The sequence below is a fragment of the Sulfophobococcus zilligii genome (assembly GCF_055398255.1).
Map to the genome: position 1 here is coordinate 548706 of NZ_AP042406.1, position 20905 is coordinate 569610.

Here is a 20905-nt window from a genome sequence, read left to right on the forward strand (position 1 = left end):
GTCTCAGCCAACTGGTTTAATCCACCTACCTACTTTTACACTCGTTAACTCTCCATCCCGTACTACTATGTGTCCTCTTAATACAACGTGTTTTATTCTACCCTTAACCCTCCAATCTATGAATGGAGATAGCTTGTACTTGTATTCAAGCCATTCTGGTTTAATAGTGAACTCTGTATTGGGGTCTACGATTACAAGGTCTCCACTAGCACCTGGCAGTATAGATCCCTTGTATGGCCATAGCTTGAACAATCTAGCCGGGTTTTCTGATAGTAGTAGTGGGATTTTTTCTAGTGGGATTAGTCCACGTAGTGCTAGGTCTAGCATCAGGGGGAATAGTGTTTGAACACCGGGGAATCCAGCAGCGGCCTCCCATATATTCTTGGATTTCTCTTCTGGTGTGTGTGGTGCATGGTCTGAGCCTATTGCTTCAAATAATCCTTTTTTAACTGCTTCTAGGAGTTTGACTCGGTGTATTCCTCCACGTATTGGCGGGTTGACTTTTACTAGTGATCCGTGTTTGATATAGTCTTCTTCGTCTAGTACAAGGTATTGTGGACAGGTTTCAGCTGTTATATCAACACCTATTTCTCTAGCTTTCACTATGGCTTCAAGTGCATCTATTGATGAAACGTGAACTATGTGTGGTTTTCCACCAGTGTACCTTGCAATACTAGCTATTTTTACAATACTGTATACTTCGGCGAGTGGTGGCCTGGCTTCTCTATGCAATAATGGATTATCTCCCTGTCTCTTGGTTTTCTCTGTGAAGTATACTATTAACGCATGGTCTTCAGCGTGAAACATTATTCTCGTATTATACTTGGCGGATTTAGATAGTATTTCATAGAGTGAGGGATCGCTTGGTGGAGGAATATTCCCCGTTGTAGGCCCCATAAACACTTTGAATCCAACTACTCCTTCACCAAGCATGTCTTCAAATAAGTGGGTGTTTCCATCGTGTAGTACACCAGTTAATGCAAAATCCACGTATGCTTTTGACTCGAGTATTCTTGCTTTTTCTATTACTCTACTTGGAGAGTCTACTGGTGGTAGTGTATTAGGGTGTTCTATAACAGTAGTTACTCCGCCTTTAACTGCCGCCTTGGAGCCGTGTGCAAAGTCATCTTTATACTCTAATCCCGGCTCTCGCATGTGTACGTGTTCATCTACTACTCCTGGGAATACATAGTGTCCACGCGCATCTATTACTTCTTCTACTCCACTACTCGACAAGTCTCTACCGAGCTCGCTTATTACACCGTTTTCTATTTTGACATCTAGTTTGAAAACTCCTTTAGGAGTTACTACAAGGCCGTTTTTTACAAGTAGGCTGTTCACAAACTACACCACTATATAGTTATTAGGGTAGTGTATTAAAGTATGTATTTTTAACCATCTCCATTATCAATTTAATTAGGGTTTATGGATTGGTGTAGATATTGGAGGATCCATACAAGCTCCTAGAGAAATGGATGTCCTCGGAGAGCTTTCTAGTAGTTGGTAGAGGGGTTTATAGAGTAGACTCATTGGATAAAGCCCTCGGGAAAGCACTGTTCACCGAGGACTACTACATAGACTACTTCCTGGAAAACGCCTTGTTTATAAAACAAGTATTGAGCCCTCTGCCCCACGCTAGAATAAAGAGTATTGATGCCTCTAGAGCACTATCAATTAGTGGAGTATACGGGGTCTATACAGCCCGCGATATACCAGGTGAAAACCAGGTTGGATACGCCATACCAGACCAGCCTCTCCTAGCACAGGGAAAGGTGAGATATCCCGGTGAAGTAGTAGCACTAGTAGCAGCTAGAGACTATGAAAAAGCAATCAAGGCAGCCGAAGAAGTAGTTGTTGAATACGAAGAGCTACCTGCACTACTAGACCCATTAGAAGCACTAGAGAGAAGAGATGTATTAATCCATGAAGAGAGAGGTTCCAACATAGCCTTCCAGACGAGAGTGAGAAAGGGAAATGTAGAAGAAGGCTTCTCCAAAGCACAAGTAGTAGTAGAAAACGAGTATAGACTCCACCACCAAGAACACGCTTATTTAGAGACAGAAGCCGCACTAGCGATACCCGAGAGCGAGGGTAGAATAACCGTTATAGGTGGACTACAATACCCCCATCTAGGCCAGAAAATTATTTCAAGAGTCCTCGGTATACCAATGAGCAAGGTTAAAGTAGTAGCACCATACATTGGTGGAGGATTTGGAGGTAAAGACGACGAGGGGCCATTAACATGTGCTAAAGCAGCACTAGTAGCATATTTGACTGGTAAACCAGCCTTTATACTCTACAGTAGAGAAGAATCAATTAAAATACATCCGAAGCGTGAAGCCGCAGTAATTAGATATAAGAGTGGAGTAGATGAAAACGGTAAGTTAACAGCAATCGATGTTACAATAATACATGATACCGGTGCATATGCGAATAGAGGTCCATTTATCCTCTGGAGGGCGACAATGCATGCTTCAGGCCCCTACGAGGTACCAAACGCGAAAGTAGATGGATACGCGGTATATACAAACAAGGTCTACCAGGGCTCTTTCAGAGGATTTGGTAATTTATCTATTCAATTCGCTGTTGAGAGACAAATGGACCTTTTAGCAGAGAAGCTGGGATTAGACCCCGTGGAGTTCAGGCTTAGAAATATCTTGAGAGAGGGTTCTACAACGCTTACAAGCCAGGTTTTAGACCACTCGGTGGGTGTTGGCGAAGCACTAGAGAAAACAGCTTTGAAGGCTGATTGGTGGAGGAAGAGGAGGGAGATAGAAGAGTATAATAAGACTAGCGAGAGGTTTAAACGTGGTATTGGAGTAGCTGTTGCATGGCATGGAATAAGCACATCGAGGGCTGTTCCAGACTGGTCTAATGCCTACGTAAAGGTAGAACTAGACGGCTCTGTAACCGTGTATACTGGAATAGTTGAAATGGGCCAGGGCTCACCTACGAGCTCACATGTACAAATAGTCTCCGAAATACTCGGTGTACCAGTAGACAGAGTCAAAGTAGTATTCGCCTCGACAGATGCACCAGACACGGGTGCTACACATGCCTCTAGAGGTACAAGTATTGGTGGAGTGGGGATACTAGTCGCTACAGCCAAGATCAGAGAGAGAATGGCTAGTCTCGCCGCGAAACTACTTGGTGTAAACCCAGAAGACATAGAGTTTAGAGATGGAAGAGTATACTCTAAGAGCGATCCATCAAAGAACATATCTTGGAGAGACCTAGTAAGAGAAGCATATGCAAGAGGAGTAGAAGTAAGCGCTACAGGCTACTACTACCTACCAAAAGGTAGATTCGATGAAACCGTTGGACAGGGATTCGCGTATCCAGCATACAGCTACATAGTGTTAATCACCGAGGTAGAAGTAGATACATGGACAGGCGAGGTCAAAGTACTCAGAGTATACCCAGGCCTCGCCGCAGGTAAAATAATTAATCCACAGCAAGTAGAGGGTCAGATCGAGGGCGCTATAGCCCAGGCAGTAGGCTATACTCTAATGGAGTACTTGTACTTCAATGAAAAAGGATGGGTTGTAAACACTAATTTCACGGATTACGTAGTGCCAACAGCTAAAGACATGCCTGAAATAGAGAAGCCGGTATACGTAGAAGACAGGTTTAAACACGGTGCATTCGGTGCAAAGGGAGTTGGAGAAATGGCCTTGATTCCCGGCCCGGCTTCAATAGCAAACGCTATAGCCCACGCACTCGGAGTAAACATTACTTCTACACCTCTCACGCCATGGAGAATACTTGAATACACTAGAACAAGTGGGAGGGGTTGATCCATGTATAGATTCCCAGGTTTCGAATACTATAAACCATCAAGCCTCGAGGAAGCACTAGTACTACTAGATAAACTCGAAGACGCCATGGTATTAGCTGGTGGAACAGACCTAGTCCTAGATTTGAAGACAGGGAGGTATAAACCAAAGAGTATAGTAGATACTAGTGGATTGAAAGAACTGAAATATATTGTAGACACTGGTGAAGCTCTTCGAATAGGAGCATTAACCACAATCCAGGAACTCGTAGATTCCCCTATAATTGCTTCTAAAACACCATTGCTATGGGAGGCCGCGAGGGAGTTTGCATACTGGCAGATTAGAAATATGGCTACTATTGGAGGAAACCTCTGTAATGCGTCGCCAGCAGCAGATACAGCACCACCACTACTTGTTTACGAAGCCGTTGTTAAAGCTGTGAGTACTAGTGGCGAGAGATATATACCGGTGACAGAGTTCTTCCTTGGACCCAGGCGTACAGCACTAGATAAAAAGGAGTTATTGGTCGAAGTAGTTGTTCCATATAGAAACCTCGAGAGACATGGATATGCATATAGGAAAATCGGTAGGAGGCGTGGACACGATATCTCTATTGTCTCGGTTGCTGTTGCATTGAGAGTAGATGATGGATTAATAACGGATACTAGAATAGCATTGAACTCTGTAGCTCCAGTCCCCATTAGAGCAAGGAGCATCGAGGAATTCCTTCTTGGTAAAGAGCCGAGTATAGATTTATTTAGAGAGGCTTCTAAACTCGTAGATAGAGATATATCGCCAATTAGTGATGTGAGAGCTCCAGCCGAGTATAGACTCCACGTCTCGCGTATTCTAGTCGAAGAACTACTATTGAAATCCTATAAACGCGCTTTCAAGGGTGGTTTTGAGTGAAAGTAGAATTTGTACTCAATGGCAAAAAAGTAGTAGTAGATGTTGAACCAAACGAGACACTAATAAATACACTGAGATTTAAACTACGAGTTAAAAGTGTAAAGAGGGGTTGTGAACGAGGAGAATGTGGTAGTTGCACTATTCTACTAGATGGTCAACCAGTAACATCATGTATGCTACTAACTATGCAAGTCAATGGTAGAGAAGTAGTGACAGTAGAGGGATTAGAAAACGACGAGTTATTCAAAAAACTCGTAGACTCCTTTATCGAGGAAGGAGCGATTCAATGCGGCTTCTGTACACCGGGTATATTGTTGACAGCGTGGGCCGGTATAAAACAAGGCCGGTTTAAATCAAGAGACGATGTAAAGGAATACCTCGGCAACCTCTGTAGATGCACTGGCTACGTTAAAATCATTAATGCAGTATACAAAGTAGCCACAGGTGGAGCCGGGCGTTGACTCAAACAGGATTTAAATTCATATCTAAGAAAACACCGCGAAAAGACGCTGAAGCCAAAGTCACTGGTTCTATAAAGTTCACTAATGACCTCGAATACCCTGGTATGTTGATTGGTAGAATAGTTAGGAGTCCATATGCCTTCGCCGATATAAAGAAAATAGATGTAAGTGAAGCAGTTAGAATGGGGGCCGTTGTTTTAACACCAGATGATATACCGCAAAAACCATACAATCCTAGATTAGTGAGTATCGAGGAAGCCACGTTTAAAGATACATATGTATTAACATATAAACCACGATATCTAGGTGAACCAGTAGTAGCTGTGGCAGCACCATCAGAAGAGCTAGCTCAAAGAGCGGCTGAAGCCGTTAAAATAGAATTTGAGAGAATATACAATCCAATACTAGATCCATACGAGGCAATGAAGCCTGGAGCACCAAAAATACACGAGAGAATCATGAAGGGAGATAAATGGATTGAAGTAGAAAACAATGTAGCTGCTAGATTAGACTATGAAGAGGGAGATGTAGAGAAAGGATTTAGTGAAGCAGACCTAGTATTGGAAAGGTCTTTTAAAACGGGAAAGAGATACCATATGCAATTAGAGCCAAAAGCTGTTCTCGTTGTTCCAGAACCCGGTGGTAAACTCACTATATACACTACGACTCAAACTATACACAATACGAGAATACTGGTCAGCCAGTTATTCAACATACCCGAGAGTAGAATAAACGTTGTTAAAGTACCAATAGGTGGATCATTTGGTTCAAGTATACAAGTAAACTACCTTGTACCAATAGCAGTAGCCCTCTGCCTCAAGGCAAAGAAGCCCGTTAAGATAGCGTATACTAGAGAAGAAGACATGTTAGACCACTCAAACTTCGTCTTTCACTTTAAATTCAAAATTGGCGTGAAGAAAGATGGTTTGTTTACAGCGGCCGAGTTTACAAATATACTAGATGTAGGTGCCCACCAAGTACAACCATATCCACTACTCGGCACTAGTCTTGGATGGTTTGTATCGATGTATAAGTGGAGGAATATCAGGTATAGAGGTATAGCTGTTTACACGAATAAAGTACCGGGTTGTGCTCTTAGAGGTTATGGGGCTCCAGAAGTCCAATGGGCTGTTGAAACAATGATCGATGAAATAGCAGAGAAATTGGGAATAGACCCCATTGAATTAAGACTTGAAAACTATGTGGGCCGAGGCGACATATTCTGGGGTCAGGGGCCCACTGTTAAATCAGTTATTAAATCTGATGGTGTTCCAGAACTCCTCTTAAAGGGGAAGGAGTTAATTAACTGGGATAAGAGGGGTAGTCCCTCGGAAAAGAAGGGGAGGTATAGGCGTGGAATAGGTGTTGCACGTGGATTCCATACTTCTGGTGCTGGAGGCCCCATAAGCGGCGAGGTAATAGACTTCACGGGTTGTATATTGAAGTTAAACGAAGATGGAACACTAGACTATTTAACAGCACTACAAGACCATGGTGGTGGATCTCTAGATGCACATGTAAAAATAATAGCTGAGGAGCTAGGAGTACCACCGGAACTAATAAACCTGGCAACAGCGAGCACAGAAAACACTCCCTACGACGTGTGTACTCATGCATCTCGTGGAACCTATGTTGGTGGAGAGTGTGCTAGAAGAGCCGCTCAAATACTAAAACAGAAAATCTTTGAAACAGCAACGAGGATTCTAGGTAGAGTCGTTAACCCCGAAGCATTAAAAATAGGCTACGATGAGAAACTAGGTGAGACAGTAGTCTACGTTGAAGGAACAGATATAAAGATCACACTAAGAGAAATAGCTAAGACAGCCTGGCAGAGAAATTGGGGCACACTAATAGCATCTGTTACCTACCGCTCGACTTCTGCCCCTCCAAGTTTCACTGTGTACTATGTAGAAGTAGAAGTAGACACGTGGACTGGCAAAGTAAGACCAGTAAGAGTAGTAGCTGGAGCAGACGTGGGTACACCAATAAATCCAGACATGGTCGAAGGACAACTACACGGCGGGTTTGCAATGGCTTGGGGCATGGCTTTCACAGAAGACACAAAATACGACCCTGTTACCGGTGAAATAATGGGTAGAATACTAATAACAGACTACAAGATACCAACAGCTGGAGACGTGGTAAACCCCGAAGACTTCAAAGTAATACTTGCCAATACATATGAGCCAACAGGACCGTTTGGAGCAAAAGGCCTTGGAGAAGCGGCTATGAATCCAGCTGTTGGCGCTATACTCAACGCTGTATACAATGCTATAGGTGTTAGATTCTACGAGCTCCCAGTTACACCAGACAAGATTATTAAAGCACTCCGAGAGAAAGGTGAAACTCCATGGTAGGAGAAATACCACCCGTCAATATAACGAGTAGAAATACAAGGATTATACCATTCAATTTCGAATACTACGAGCCAAAAACACTCAGTGAAGCACTTGAAATACTAGACAAGTATAGAAGCGATGCGAGAATACTAGCTGGTGGAACAGACCTCATTGTTAAAATGAAAACTAGGCTGGTGGAACCCCGTGTAATAGTAAACATCAAGAGAATTAGCGAGCTAAAATACATTAGAGAAGATGGAGACTACATTAGAATAGGTGCTCTTACAACACTGAGAGAACTAGAGAAATCACTACTCATAGAGAAATACATACCAGCACTTTACGATGCTGTTAAAGTAATGGCGAGTATTCAAATTAGAAATATGGCTACTATTGGAGGAAACCTCTGTAATGCATCGCCAGCCGCCGATACCGCACCACCACTACTAGTACATAATGCCAGAGTGGTAGTTGCTAGTAGAAGAGGAGAGAGAATAGTAGACCTCGAAGAATTCTTTAAAGGCCCTGGTAAAACCATTCTTGAACCAAACGAGGTACTAAAAGAAGTAATTGTCGAGAAGGCTGGTAGGGGTTCATCAGCATTTAAAAAGATTTCTCGTGTAGCAGTAGACCTAGCTATTGCAAGTGCCGCTGTATACATAGTAGTAGAAGACAACGTGATTAAAGATATTAGAATAGCACTTGGCTCGGTAGCACCACAACCAATACGTGCTAGACACGTTGAATACTCATTAAGAAATCTCGAATTAAAAGACACTGAGATTAGAAAAGCAATTACACTACTAGACGAGGAGATATCACCAATAACAGATGTACGGAGTACAGCAGAGTATAGAAGATACATCTCGAAAATCCTCGTATACGATGCTCTTCAAACAGCTTACATGAGATTGAAGGGTGAGATTCATGGTTAAAGTATTATTTAAACTAAATGGAGAACAAGTAGTAGTAGATGTTGAACCAAACGAGTTGTTAATTAATACACTGAGAGATAAACTAGGAGTTAAAAGCGTGAAGTATGCCTGTGGAATAGGAGAGTGTGGTAATTGCACTGTGTTAATTGATGGCGAACCAGTACTATCTTGTTTAACACTTACAGTCGATGTAAATGGTAGAGAAGTAGTAACTGATGAAGGATTATCTAGAGAGGGCTTGACAAAACTACAAAAAGCCTTTATCGAAGAAGGAGCTTTCCAGTGTGGATATTGTACACCAGCATTTATATTGATGGGAGAATACTTACTGAGAGAAAAGCAAAATCCAAGTATTGAAGATGTAAAAGAATACTTGAAAGGAGTACTCTGTAGGTGTACTGGCTACATCAATATATTCAAAGCAGTATTGAAAACGAGTAGTAGAAGGGAAGACTCTGGAAATGCCTAGAGTGAAAATAGTCTACTCGGGGATAATCGGCGAGATAATAGGTAAGTCAATAGAGTATATAGATACAGCGAGAGAAGTAAAAGTAGAAGAGCTAATAGAAATACTAGTTGAAAAATACAGCGTGCTAAGAGAATGGCTTAGTAAAATACCAATTATACTAGTTCAAGTCAATGGAGTAGATTCCACAAACTCCACCATTATACATGATGGAGATGAAGTTGCAATATACACTCCACTCTACGAAGGAGGATAAATAACACTGGCTGACTATATTGAAATACCACAATGTATTTGAAGACAGTAATACTAGGAAAACAGGGTTTTTATGTAGATTAATCAACTTCCTCGAAGACATACTTGAAGACGCTGAGTGTAGAGATATACTAGTAGAATACAACAATAGAGAAGTAGTAGTCCAAGGCGTTGACTGCAAGTATAATCTAAGAGAAAGCATTGAACTATTCCAAGATAAATACAGTGTTAATGCCCGAGTCGAATCAATTAGAGGAAATTCAATGTTTTATTTGTATCATAGAGTCCTAGAAGACTACTTAGAAAACTACCATAGGAGAATAATAGAGCACGCTTGGAAAACACGTGAAACAAACACTGAATATTATTTTGGAGTTACAATGAATGGCGTTGGCTTCCTCCTCGAGGGAGAAGAAGATAGAGTAGTAATTCCACATATACCACTCTGTATTTCTGCCCACACTCATCCACACGATAATCCACTACCAAGCAGAAAAGACTGGAGTGCAATCAAGACACTATTCACAGAGGGAGGAGTACTACACGCTATTGTTACAACACAGAGATCTCTCGTTATACACCGTACAAACCCCCTTACAATGAGAGACTACGAGCTACTACTAGAAGCAGAGAAACCCTCCAACCCGCTAGAAGTACTCACACGTCTAGTCAGCTATTCAATAAAGTATATAGTTATCTAAATTTAAAACTACTTTTTAATCCTCTGGTAACCCCTATTGAATTTCAAATACATTATGTACTTCTTCCATATTTCCCTCTAACTATGTCAAGATATTCTAGGTATTATTCTAGGGATGGATAAGATCCTAGTACTTACTAGTGGCTTTTCAATGTTTGAAAAGAGTTTATTCCACCATTTCTAGCATACCATGCTTTGATACAGAGTTAGGAAACCATATTTTTAAACCAATCCCCTTTTTATATTTATGGGTGTATATATGCCATATATACCCCCCGAAAAAAGCCTCCCAGAACTAGCTCTAAAATATGTAATCCTTGGCGCCATTCTCTCTGTAATAATGGGAGCAGCGAACGCATATCTAGGACTATATGCTGGTATGACTATCTCTGCGAGTATTCCAGCCGCTATAGTATCAGTAGCCGTATTTAGAATGCTAGGAGAGAAGAACATCCTTGGAAACAACATGGTTCAAACAATAGCATCGGCTGGCGAGGCCCTTGCTGCCGGTGTAATATTCACTATGCCTGCACTGATAATTCTCGAGTTATACACTGAGCTACCATACTGGCTTACAACAATAATGGCTGCTCTAGGCGGCTCTCTAGGAGCAATATTCACTATAATTCTTAGAAGAGCATATATAGTTGAAGAGCAGCTACCATTCCCAGAGGGAAGGGCTTGCGCCGAAGTACTCATAGCTGGAGATAAAGGAGGAGCTCACGCGAGGCCAATAGCATATGGCGGAATAGTTGGTGCAATATACAAATTCCTCAATGGAATCGGCTTGTGGCCTGGAAGCATTGAAACAGCTGGAGCTATAGGTAGTACCCCCATCTATATTGGAATGGATTTGTCACCAGCACTACTAGCAGTAGGATTCATTGTAGGATTAAACATTGCTATTTTAGTACTACTTGGCGGTGCACTAGCATGGTTTGTCTTTATTCCATATCTAGCATCGACGACTCCATGGACTGGAGACCCGATGTCTGTTGCATTTACAATATGGAAGAAACAAGTTAGATTTATTGGAGTAGGAGCAATGTTAATGGGTGGATTATGGAGTCTTATTAGACTGAGATCTGCTATTGCTAGAGGTATTAAATCAGGACTTGAAGCGGCTAGAAAGAGAAAAGAAGGTGGAGCAATAATTAGAACTGAACATGATCTACCAATGAACTATGTATTACTACTACTAGTACTATTTATTATTCCACTAGGTATACTCTACTACTTTGTATTAAACGATGTAGTACTAGCACTACTACTCAGTGTTTTAATGTTAATACTAGGCTTTATTGGAACATCAATAGCTGGCTATCTAGCTGGAGTAGTTGGCTCATCAAACCTACCAATATCTGGTATTACAATAATGAACCTCTTAATTACAGCTCTAATTCTAAAAGCTCTCGGCTTCCCTGTTACTGAGGGAGCTACTGCTACAATACTACTTGCTGGAGTATTATGTATGTCTGCTGGAATAGCGGGAGACATTATGCAAGACCTATACACTGGCTACGCTGTTGGTGCAACACCGTGGAAACAGCAAATAGCCGAGATTATTGGAGTAATTGTTGCAGCATTTGTAATGGCTCCCGTAATAAACCTATTAATTCAAGCATATGGTATAGCTGGTACACCAACAGCCAAAGAACACCCACTACCAGCTCCACAAGCAACTCTAATGGCTAGTTTAACAAAAGGAGTATTTGAAGGAAATGTTCCATGGGACATGGTTGGACTAGGAGTAATACTAGCAATAATATTGATAATAATAGACGAGATATTGAGAGCAAAAGGCTCAAAGTTTAGAACACCTGTAATGCCTGTTGCAGTAGGTATATATCTACCATTAAGCCTCGGTGTAACAATATTTATTGGTGGTATAGTAAGAGGACTTGTTGAAAGAAAAGTAAAGACTACTGAAGGTACAGATGCCGGCCTAATAGCTGCAGCTGGACTAATAGCTGGTGAAGCACTGGTTGGAATAGCCTTCGCCGGATTAATAGTTAGCGGATTTACATATACACTACCATTCTCAAGCGACATACTTGGATTAATAGTACTAGTAGCGATAATGGCCTGGTTGTTCAAACTAGGCCTCAAGAGGATAACAGAATAAACCAATTAAAATTATTTTTATTTTTTCCACAACTATATTTTTCTACATGGCGGTTTCAAATGAATATGAATATCTATTCGAAAATAGATTCCCTCAGAGAATACGCTGTAAACCTCCTCATAGAGCTGATTAAAAGACCAGCCGTAAACCCTAGTTTTGGTGGTGAGGGCGAATACGAGAAAGCAATGTTCCTACTGAGAGAAATAGAGCAGTGGGGTTTTGACGATATAAAAGTAGTCAATGCCCCAGATCCACGTGCGAAGGGTGGAGTAAGACCAAATATACTAGCATACATCAAGGGCAGTGGCAAAGAGAAACTCTGGATTCTAACACACCTCGATGTTGTTCCACCCGGAGATCTCAACGCATGGACTATTGCAAAACCATTTGAACCAGTTTATGTAAATGGAAGAGTATATGGTAGGGGAGCTGAGGATAACGGGCAATCCATGGTTGCATCATTAATAGCCGCTAAAGCACTCCTCGAAGAGGGAGTTAAACCAAAGAGAACAATTGTATTGGCATTTGTAAGCGATGAAGAAGCAGGCTCAGAGTATGGACTTGGATACCTAGTTGAAAACCATCGAGAATTATTCAGTCCAGGAGATGTAGCACTAGTACCCGATGCTGGTGCAAGCGATGGTAGTTTCATCGAAGTAGCCGAGAAATCAATATTGTGGACTAGATTGAGAGTTAAGGGAATACAAGTACATGCTAGTATACCACACAAGGGGTTGAATCCACATAGAATTTCAGCAGAATTCATACTTCTACTAGATAAACTAATACGTGAGAAATATGGTAGAATAGACGAGTTATTCGACCCACCATACACTACTTGCGAGCCGACAATGGCTAGAAATCCAAGTGGTTCACCAAATATTATACCAGGCGAACACGAAGTAGTAGTAGACTGTAGAGTACTACCCGGATACAACTTAGATGAATTATTAAACGATGTTAAAATAGTGTTTGAACAAGTTAAAAACAAATATGTAAAAACCGTTAATGGAGTAGAATACCCACAACTCACAATAGAAGTATTAAATAGAGCTGATGCAGCACCACCAACACCAATAGACTCTCCAATAGTCAAAACACTTGTAAAGGCCCTCGAAGAACTAAGAGGATTAAAACCCAAAATAGGGGGTATTGGAGGAGGAACAGTGGCGGCTTTCTTCAGGAGAATTGGAATACCAGCAGCTGTATGGTCTACAATAGACGAAACAGCACACATGCCAAACGAATATAGTAAAATAGACAATCTAATAGCAGACGCCAAGGTAATGGCTTACCTAATGATGAATACACCTTGACAACTAGTGCTATCCAGGCTACTATAGATATATAAACAATTACTTTTTTACACCTCGATCATAGTCTATAACTATATAAACACACCTAGTAATTAGTTAAAAGGAAGCATTAACACTGTAAATCATGGATAACAGAGGCCAAAATAGAATGACATGGATTTCACTCGTCGCAAAGGCTGTTTCGCTGGGTCTCTTGGTTTCGGCATTGATACTTCTACTACAAACTACCCGGGTAGAAGAACCACAGTTAATAGTATATGTAGCATATGATTCATGTGGTTATGAGGTAGCTCGTAATCTAAACAAGTATTATCCTTCAATAAGTGGAATTATAGTCTCTCCTGGGCAACACATAGAAAACACTTGTTTAGAAGTGCATTTAGCAACAAATATCTCTCTTCTAACCAGTCATGGAGCGACTGTCGCTCACTACAAATCCACAAGTAAAAACACCATATATACAGATGTACTCTCCGATAATGGATTATTGAAAAACCATGATTTATGGAGTTATTGTCTAACCAACGACAATAAAACACTAGAGAAAATAGCCAGAGAAATACAAAAAACACTAGAAAATACTGAAAACAAGTTTAACCCACAACTTCCAATCGCTACTTTACTAGCAGTTATTGGTACATCTGGTTTAACAATTTCATTTCTAGATGAAATAAAAGAGTTTATGAGGAAACACAAAATTCCACTACTAGCAATACCAGTACTACTTAGAACTAAGATTAAATACGAAGACGCGCTCGAACACCCACTCAGAAGACAAATATATGAATTAATAAGTAGAAATGGTGCTATACCATTCTCGAAAATCCTAGAGTTAGGGAGTAAAGCAGTTATAGAATGGCATACATTTATCCTTATTCGTAGTGGATTAATCAAGGAAATAAAGATTGGAAGGGGAAGTAGAAAAAAGAGATATCTTGTCAAACCAGATCCAGAAGTAGTCTACAAAATACTATCCCAACTAGATGAAAGAGTAGAATGTATAATTAAACACAGAAAACTATCCATTGAGAACATAACCGAGATATGCGGCGTAGACAGGGATTCTGCAACTACGATTTTGAAAATTATCTCGGAGAAATACCTAGTCAACGACTCTTCTCAATAGTATTCAATAATTATTGATTAATCAAATCTACTCTTCCTCGTAGAAATCCCATGGAGTAAAGTCAAAGTATATTTTATTTATTGATTAGCTTAATAAACTAACTTTTATTTTAGTTAATTTATCCAATAATTCACTAACATTCAAATAAAAGGTTTATTAACTAGTAATAGCATATATAGCTTCAAGGTGAATAAGTTTGAAATTCAAATCTAAGAGTTCATATCTTTTAATAGTTCTATTAGGACTTTTATCCTTAACATTTATAATTCCAACTATTCAAGCAATACCAAGCAATCTCTATACTACTCGATTAATAGCTGGTCAATACATGGAAATCGGGTATGTAAATACTTGGAGCCAGGTTGTTGATAGCTCAATTATTCTCCACGTAGAATATGTAATTACAGATCCATCATGGTATATAATAGATGCGCATTTAGCAGTAGCTACATATCTAAGTGATATACCAAAGACAAAGACGGGTAATCCAATACCGGGATTATTCCCATATCAAGCTAGTGGAATATGGTCTCAATACTATGAGTTTACAGTGAATTTAACAGAGTTGTTTGAACTATACTGCCCAGTAGAAACCACTCTCTACATAGCGGCACACGCTGTTGTAGCCAGAGTAGACGACTATGGAGTAGTGGTTCGAACAGAAACTGCTTGGGGCCAGGGATCAAGGTTTACTAACAGAGGAAACTGGGGAATGTACTATACATATACAGTTAACTGTGAAACAAGCTGTGAAGAAGTCTGCACTCTTGACGGTAATTCAAGTACAGCATGGGCTCGGGGATACGATTTAGGCGGAAACAGCTGGGCTACATACAATGTCTATACTGGTGGAAACCAAACCACGGATCTAATGTGGAGACAGTACACTTATGTTGGAGATATATATATATTTGGAAGAGTGGAAGTGAGATAATAGTGAGATTTAACATGGCTCCTGAATACTCGCTGACAAAAATACACATCCATGTCGCAACAAGTAAAAATGGAATACCACATACAAGTAATTGGAATCCGAGAATCGGTAATTTCGAATACCAAGAAACCTTTACAGATATAACAAGGAGTTTCGATGCACACATACCACTAGATTCCAGTGAACAAGCATCTAGCGAACTCTATCTTTCAATTCACACAGAAGTAGATACGTATACTTGTATTGTAAGGTAGTGAGTCCAATTATTTTTTCCTCTTATTTTCATTTCTTTTCTCTTTTTATTTACATTGAGGATGCGGGCCCGCCGGGATTTGAACCCGGGTCCTCCGGCTCCGCAGGCCGGCGCCCTATCCTGGCTAGGCTACGGGCCCTCCTTATATTTCTACTTGTAGTACTTGTTTTTAATTGTTTTGGAGTATGTGTCTGCTATTTGTATTGGTATTGGTAGCTTTATGCCTTTTACTAGGAGTGATTTTACTATTGTAACAGCGTCTTCTAGTGTGATTTTATATCCAATACTCACGTATAGGTCTTGGCCTTCGTGTTTGACTACTTCGCCCACTATTCTACCATGTGCTAGTATTAGTCTACGATTATTTTCCTCAATTATTTCCCCGTATAGTTTCTTCTTGGCTACTCCTATACTTGGTTTGTCTAATACTAGGCCGAGGTGTGTTGTAATACCAAATGCTCTGGGGTGTGCTAGTCCATGACCATCGACGAGTAGAATATCTGGTTTTACACCTAGTTTCTGGTATACACGGATATATCCTGGTATTTCTCTAAATGCCAAGAGGCCTGGTATGTAGGGTACTTTGACGTCTACAAATACGTGTTTTTCTTCGACTATTCTCTTTGCCTGTAGGTCGTAAACCACTACTACTGCACATTGTTTTCCACTAGTATAAGACGAGTCGAATCCAGCAATGTATCTAACCATATCAGGGTTTATTCTAGGTGTTTTATCCAAGCTTTCTAAAACCCGTTTTGACAAGTACTCCTGGGCTTTCATGGCTCGATGAATATCAAATTCAATCTGCATATATAACCATCAATAATAATTACTTTGAAACGTGTTTAAAACTCAATGGGGTTGACTATATTGAGTTACAGTATTAAAAACATAGCATTTGTAATAAAGAAACTACAAGAGAAAAACATTGACGCCGTAATAATCGGTGATACAAGTATTCAACTAGCACTTGGACACAGTGTTTTCGAGGGAGACCTCGACTTATTTGTTATAAGTCACAGTCCAATCGCCGACAAAGAAGTATTTGAAAAACTAGCAGAAGAAGCCGGCTGGGAGATTTCAACAACAGAGCTCGGTACACCATCACTAGTAGTACCAGTTGAAAGAGGAAATCTCATAGTTGAATTATATGAAAACTACATGGATGTAGAAATCCCAATAGAAATACTAGAAGACACCATAGAATACAGAATTGAAGGAGTAAAAGTAAAAGCAATACGCCCAGAATACTACATTGTATTAAAAGCAAGACAAGGCATAGACCTCGACAAGCTCGGCAGATATATAAGAGAACTGAAAACAAAGGGATTAAACACTAAACTAGTAGAATACGCTATATCACTATACCTAGAAGACGAGCAGGAATTAATAAAGAGTAGACTAGAACAAGCAGGCCTAGAAATCACCTAGATAAACTATATTTAAAAGGCTTGTCAGCCATTTTCATATTAGAGTGTAGTCAAGTGCTTTTAAAAGAGTAGGGGGTGTATAGATTTGCCAATAAACGACCCCGAACTACTCAAAATAGTTGAAGCAAGAGTATTAAATAAATGGGTTTGTAGAAAATGCGGTGCACTAAACCCACCAGGAGCAACAAAGTGTAGAAGATGCAAGTCTAAGGGAACTCTTAGACCAAAGAAGGCAATGAAGGCTGGTCCAAAGACCAAGGGCGGCGGCGGCGGTGGCGGCGGAGGTAAGAAGTAATAGCTCTTTTTAGAAATCATTTGCCTACACGAAGTATTTTAGGGTGTTTCCCACTCACTTAATACTCCACGGATATATCCACACGTATTTAAAAGAGGGATGGGGCTGTGGGTTTTTAGCTATACAGAGGAACAATTGGAAAAACTAAAAGTAGATAAGCAAATGCTACGTGAAATAATAAAAGAATTGAAAAAGTGGAGTGCACATGCTACTATACTTTTGAGTCTCTATATACCACCAGGACGTCCAATAAGCGATGTACTAGCACTACTGAGACAGGAAATATCAGTAGCTGAAAACATAAAGCTAAAGAAAACAAGAAACGCTGTTGAGTGGGCTTTAAATGTAGCTTATGATAGATTGAATAAAATACCCAAAGTTCCAGACAATGGACTAGTATTATTTGCCGGTATGAACCCCGATACCGGCGAAACAATAGTACTCATGCTAGTACCACCCGAGAAAGTACCTGTATTCTTCTATAGAACAGACAAGTACTTCCACACGGAATACCTAGAAGAAATGGCAACAGAGAGCAGTGTTGCAGGTCTACTCATAGTAGAAAGAGATGCCGCTACAATTGGATTATTAAAAGGTAATAGATTAGAAGTAGTAGAGGAACTAGAAGCCTATATACCAGGTAAACACCACAAAGGAGGACAGAGCCAGAGGAGATTTGATAGAATTATCGAGCAAATGGTTGATGAATTCTACAAGAAAGTTGGAGAACACGCAAACAACGTGTTTCTACCACTACTAGAACAAGGAAAACTCAAAGTAATCATTGTGGGAGGACCAGGCTATGCTAAACACGACTTTCTAGCTGGAAACTACCTAGACTACAGGCTCAAACAACTCGTGGCACCGGAATTAATAGATGTTTCCTACCAGGGCGAGGTAGGACTACGCGAATTGATTAGTAAAGCTGGTGATATACTCAAAGACTATGAATACGCTGATTCAATGAAGCAATTAGAAGAATTCAAATACCACTTAGCCAAAGACGATGGACTAGTAGTATATGGAGAAGAAGAAGTAAAACTAGCTCTTGAACAAGGAGTATTAAAAACACTATTGATAAGTGAAAACCGCGAAGACATTACACAGTGGCTGGAATTAGCTCATCAATATAATGTCAAACCAGTAGTAATAAGCAAAGACCTACCAGAAGCCGAGTGGTTTAACAAGACTTTCAATGGAATAGCAGGAATACTAAAATACAAAATTACATACTAGCTCCTAGTTTTTACTGCAACAATAATGTGCTTACATAGCTGAACTAATACTTTCACTAATCTCTCGTAAATAACAAGTTGATTCATAATAAAGGGGCTTTATGAAGGGAGTAGAATCCATAATTGGAGCTTATTTAGCTCTAGTTATAATAGTTGGCGTACTAACAACTCTATACCTATATGTCGACTATGCAAGACAGGGTATTAGTAGTCAATTCACGGAATACATAGATAGACAGTTACTATTAGTCTATCCACCCATACTATCACTAAGCTACGTTAATGACACTTGGTTTAAACTCTCTGTAACCCCATATATACCGGTAAACCTAGATGAAATAGTTGTAAGAAACTTAGATGGTGAGTTAATATATAGTATTTCTGTAAAAGAAGTTGTTTCAAATACTAGAGAATACTTATTGTCTATTAATGAAACTCCATTAATAATTCAATTACTAACTAGTAGTGGAGAAATCATCTATTACCTACCAAGAAACGATCCCAAATTACTAAACGCTCCAGAAAACATTAAGTTAAAACCATACATTGATCAAGAATTACTGGAGTATTTAAAAACAAGTAGTAGAACCACAATAAGAGATGATCCATATAGTGAAACCAGTTTTATTACACTACTCAACCAATTGGGCTATAAAGTCTTTGTAGCTAAGACTACTACATTAAACGATTCTAGTATTGTAGAAAATTTGCTATTAAACGGTCCTTTACTGTGTCCATATAAAAATAATGTTGCAAATCCATATAACACATTGTGTAATATACAATTATGGCCATCTCACTATACCTATCCAGGTTTTATTTCAATTACATCATTTCTTACATATAGGTATAATACTAGTTATTGGTGGTTTGATGACTATGACTATTTTTACTTGAAAACCAATTTGTCGAGTTATATTCCCACTGTAAATTTAAGTTATAATCAAATTCTTAGAGTAATCAAAGCTAAACCAGGATTATATCAATTAAACTATTCTATAGATGGCTATATACATGTTAGAAACCATCTCACGACCTATGCTACTGGGCTAGTAGTAGTAGTCTATATTCTACCTGGAAATATTGATTTACAAAAACCAATACTTCTCGCTCCATCAGAAATAAATAGTGTTTACTGGCTTGATAGAATAGTACTGTATTATATCCCACCCCACACTTCTCTCTACGGTCCGGGCTGGAATAATATCTACTACTTTACTATTAATGACACAGTAATAATAGATACTCGTAGTTATGGATACAACGACTATATAATTGCTCTTGGTTTAGAAATAACCACTATTGAAACAAACACGATTATTAAATCAAAAATAATTGTTAACGTATCTACTATACTCTGACTATATAAGAGAACTCATTATAGCAGCTACGATTACTGGTATTACTCCATACTTGAATATAGTGTGTAATGCTTGTTCTATTCTATAACGCCCCATAATATTCTTTATTGTTACTACAATGAATAATAGCAAGAGGTATTTGACTACTACTAGTATAATGCCCTCTATAGAGAGATGTCTAAATGGTGCTGGACCACCTAGTAGTATATAAGTACCAGCTATTAATGCAACAACTAAGTCTAGGTCGTGTAGGAGTTTTGCTAGTGCTAGTAGTGGACCAGTAAACTCTGTTTCAAAACCAGCAATTATTTCTTGTTCTGCTTCTGGTATATTGAATGGTGGATACATTGCTTTAACCTGTATACTGATAATAAAGGCAATAAATACTAGTATCATTACAACAATGGTTTCTGGTTTTACCCATAATTCTACTACTGTAGCATAAGCACTACTCATACTCATAAATACTCCTTTTCCTCTTGTAGCGAGGTATACTGGTATAACGAGGCATGCAAAGTATACTGGCTCGGCGAGTGTAACTAGTGATAGAAGTCTTGAAACACCAATATTTGTATATGGACTAGGCATTGATAGAGATGCTAGAATCAACATAAACAATGGCATTACACTACTCAAATAGAAGAATATTAAGACATCAAATACACTTGCTACATTGAATAAACTTAGTGGCAGAAAGATTACTGATGATACAATAGAGCCAATACCAATAACTAGAAATAACTCAGCAACTCTCGGCATTGCATATCTAGATACAACTATTTCTTTAACTCTAAGTAGTTTGAGAAAATCGTATAGTGGCTGGAGAATTCCAGCAGGGCCTACATATGAAGGCCCCATTCTCTTCTGATACCTAGCACTGAACTTTCTTACTAGGTACTGTGTGAAAAAGCCTAGTGCTACTAGAAATACTAGTCCGGGAAATACTATTATACTAAATATTCCATTTAAAACCTCTATGAACATATCCT

At 39.5% G+C, this 20905-nt stretch carries 20 protein-coding genes and 1 tRNA gene; 17 read left to right on the forward strand and 4 right to left on the reverse strand.

The genetic code is table 11. The features are described from left to right. Nucleotides 1–3 precede the first annotated feature (3 nt). On the reverse strand, nucleotides 4–1341 hold the full coding sequence (locus ACZ5YP_RS03000) for a dihydroorotase (RefSeq protein ID WP_464835771.1): 1338 nt from the start codon (nucleotides 1339–1341) through the stop codon (nucleotides 4–6). Nucleotides 1342–1442: 101 nt separating this feature from the next. Between ACZ5YP_RS03000 and ACZ5YP_RS03005 the strand changes: the two genes are divergently transcribed. The 13 genes from ACZ5YP_RS03005 to ACZ5YP_RS03065 all read left to right on the forward strand — a co-directional run bounded on the left by ACZ5YP_RS03005 (nucleotide 1443) and on the right by ACZ5YP_RS03065 (nucleotide 15596). Then, complete coding sequence (locus ACZ5YP_RS03005) at nucleotides 1443–3797, forward strand: xanthine dehydrogenase family protein molybdopterin-binding subunit (RefSeq protein ID WP_464835772.1); 2355 nt, start codon at nucleotides 1443–1445, stop codon at nucleotides 3795–3797. Nucleotides 3798–3800: 3 nt separating this feature from the next. Then, nucleotides 3801–4685 (forward strand): FAD binding domain-containing protein, encoded by an 885-nt coding sequence (locus ACZ5YP_RS03010; RefSeq protein WP_464835773.1) that lies wholly within the window; start codon nucleotides 3801–3803, stop codon nucleotides 4683–4685. Continuing rightward, nucleotides 4682–5146: a (2Fe-2S)-binding protein gene (locus tag ACZ5YP_RS03015; RefSeq protein ID WP_464835774.1), complete on the forward strand. Its 465-nt coding sequence runs from the start codon at nucleotides 4682–4684 to the stop codon at nucleotides 5144–5146. The genes ACZ5YP_RS03010 and ACZ5YP_RS03015 overlap by 4 nt, the downstream gene beginning before the upstream one ends. Beyond that, nucleotides 5143–7503, forward strand: a complete 2361-nt coding sequence (locus ACZ5YP_RS03020; protein WP_464835775.1) for a xanthine dehydrogenase family protein molybdopterin-binding subunit — start codon at nucleotides 5143–5145, stop codon at nucleotides 7501–7503. The genes ACZ5YP_RS03015 and ACZ5YP_RS03020 overlap by 4 nt, the downstream gene beginning before the upstream one ends. Continuing rightward, the gene (locus ACZ5YP_RS03025) at nucleotides 7497–8420 is read left to right on the forward strand and encodes an FAD binding domain-containing protein (protein ID WP_464835776.1); all 924 of its coding nucleotides are present in this window, start codon (nucleotides 7497–7499) and stop codon (nucleotides 8418–8420) included. The genes ACZ5YP_RS03020 and ACZ5YP_RS03025 overlap by 7 nt, the downstream gene beginning before the upstream one ends. Then, a complete protein-coding gene (locus ACZ5YP_RS03030) occupies nucleotides 8413–8889 on the forward strand; it encodes a (2Fe-2S)-binding protein (RefSeq protein WP_464835777.1) in 477 nt (158 codons plus the stop codon). Before ACZ5YP_RS03025 ends, ACZ5YP_RS03030 begins: the two co-directional genes overlap by 8 nt. Next, nucleotides 8882–9142, forward strand: coding sequence for a MoaD/ThiS family protein (locus ACZ5YP_RS03035; RefSeq protein WP_464835778.1), 261 nt, complete (start codon nucleotides 8882–8884; stop codon nucleotides 9140–9142). Before ACZ5YP_RS03030 ends, ACZ5YP_RS03035 begins: the two co-directional genes overlap by 8 nt. Nucleotides 9143–9161: 19 nt before the next feature. Beyond that, complete coding sequence (locus tag ACZ5YP_RS03040) at nucleotides 9162–9842, forward strand: MPN domain-containing protein (protein WP_464835779.1); 681 nt, start codon at nucleotides 9162–9164, stop codon at nucleotides 9840–9842. A 258-nt stretch (nucleotides 9843–10100) separates the two neighbouring features. Continuing rightward, nucleotides 10101–11966, forward strand: a complete 1866-nt coding sequence (locus ACZ5YP_RS03045; protein WP_464835780.1) for an OPT family oligopeptide transporter — start codon at nucleotides 10101–10103, stop codon at nucleotides 11964–11966. A 59-nt stretch (nucleotides 11967–12025) separates the two neighbouring features. Further along, entirely contained in the window at nucleotides 12026–13282 is a 1257-nt protein-coding gene (locus tag ACZ5YP_RS03050) for a M20 family metallo-hydrolase (RefSeq protein WP_464835781.1), read from the forward strand. Between the two features lie 124 nt (nucleotides 13283–13406). Then, nucleotides 13407–14408 carry a hypothetical protein gene (locus tag ACZ5YP_RS03055; protein ID WP_464835782.1) on the forward strand — a complete coding sequence of 334 codons (1002 nt, stop codon included), beginning with the start codon at nucleotides 13407–13409 and terminating at the stop codon, nucleotides 14406–14408. 196 nt (nucleotides 14409–14604) lie between these two features. Further along, entirely contained in the window at nucleotides 14605–15342 is a 738-nt protein-coding gene (locus ACZ5YP_RS03060) for a hypothetical protein (RefSeq protein ID WP_464835783.1), read from the forward strand. Nucleotides 15343–15356: 14 nt separating this feature from the next. Further along, the gene (locus tag ACZ5YP_RS03065; RefSeq protein ID WP_464835784.1) at nucleotides 15357–15596 is read left to right on the forward strand and encodes a hypothetical protein; all 240 of its coding nucleotides are present in this window, start codon (nucleotides 15357–15359) and stop codon (nucleotides 15594–15596) included. A 63-nt stretch (nucleotides 15597–15659) separates the two neighbouring features. Here the strand turns inward: ACZ5YP_RS03065 and ACZ5YP_RS03070 are convergent. Together ACZ5YP_RS03070 and ACZ5YP_RS03075 are read right to left on the reverse strand one after the other, a co-directional pair. Next, nucleotides 15660–15734, reverse strand: a tRNA-Arg gene (locus tag ACZ5YP_RS03070). Nucleotides 15735–15745: 11 nt separating this feature from the next. Further along, the gene (locus ACZ5YP_RS03075; protein ID WP_464835785.1) at nucleotides 15746–16405 is read right to left on the reverse strand and encodes an endonuclease V; all 660 of its coding nucleotides are present in this window, start codon (nucleotides 16403–16405) and stop codon (nucleotides 15746–15748) included. 60 nt (nucleotides 16406–16465) lie between these two features. On the opposite strand from ACZ5YP_RS03075, the gene ACZ5YP_RS03080 reads away from it, so the two are divergent. From ACZ5YP_RS03080 to ACZ5YP_RS03095, 4 genes are all read left to right on the forward strand, one after another. Beyond that, nucleotides 16466–17026: a nucleotidyltransferase gene (locus tag ACZ5YP_RS03080; RefSeq protein WP_464835786.1), complete on the forward strand. Its 561-nt coding sequence runs from the start codon at nucleotides 16466–16468 to the stop codon at nucleotides 17024–17026. An 84-nt stretch (nucleotides 17027–17110) separates the two neighbouring features. Beyond that, entirely contained in the window at nucleotides 17111–17320 is a 210-nt protein-coding gene (locus tag ACZ5YP_RS03085) for a 50S ribosomal protein L40e (protein ID WP_464835787.1), read from the forward strand. A gap of 162 nt (nucleotides 17321–17482) precedes the next feature. Beyond that, nucleotides 17483–18556 (forward strand): peptide chain release factor aRF-1, encoded by a 1074-nt coding sequence (gene prf1 / locus ACZ5YP_RS03090; protein WP_464835941.1) that lies wholly within the window; start codon nucleotides 17483–17485, stop codon nucleotides 18554–18556. 100 nt (nucleotides 18557–18656) lie between these two features. Then, nucleotides 18657–19916, forward strand: a complete 1260-nt coding sequence (locus ACZ5YP_RS03095; protein ID WP_464835788.1) for a hypothetical protein — start codon at nucleotides 18657–18659, stop codon at nucleotides 19914–19916. Here the strand turns inward: ACZ5YP_RS03095 and ACZ5YP_RS03100 are convergent, their stop codons facing one another. Continuing rightward, nucleotides 19917–20900 (reverse strand): complex I subunit 1 family protein, encoded by a 984-nt coding sequence (locus ACZ5YP_RS03100; RefSeq protein ID WP_464835789.1) that lies wholly within the window; start codon nucleotides 20898–20900, stop codon nucleotides 19917–19919. It abuts the gene before it with no gap. Nucleotides 20901–20905 lie beyond the last annotated feature (5 nt).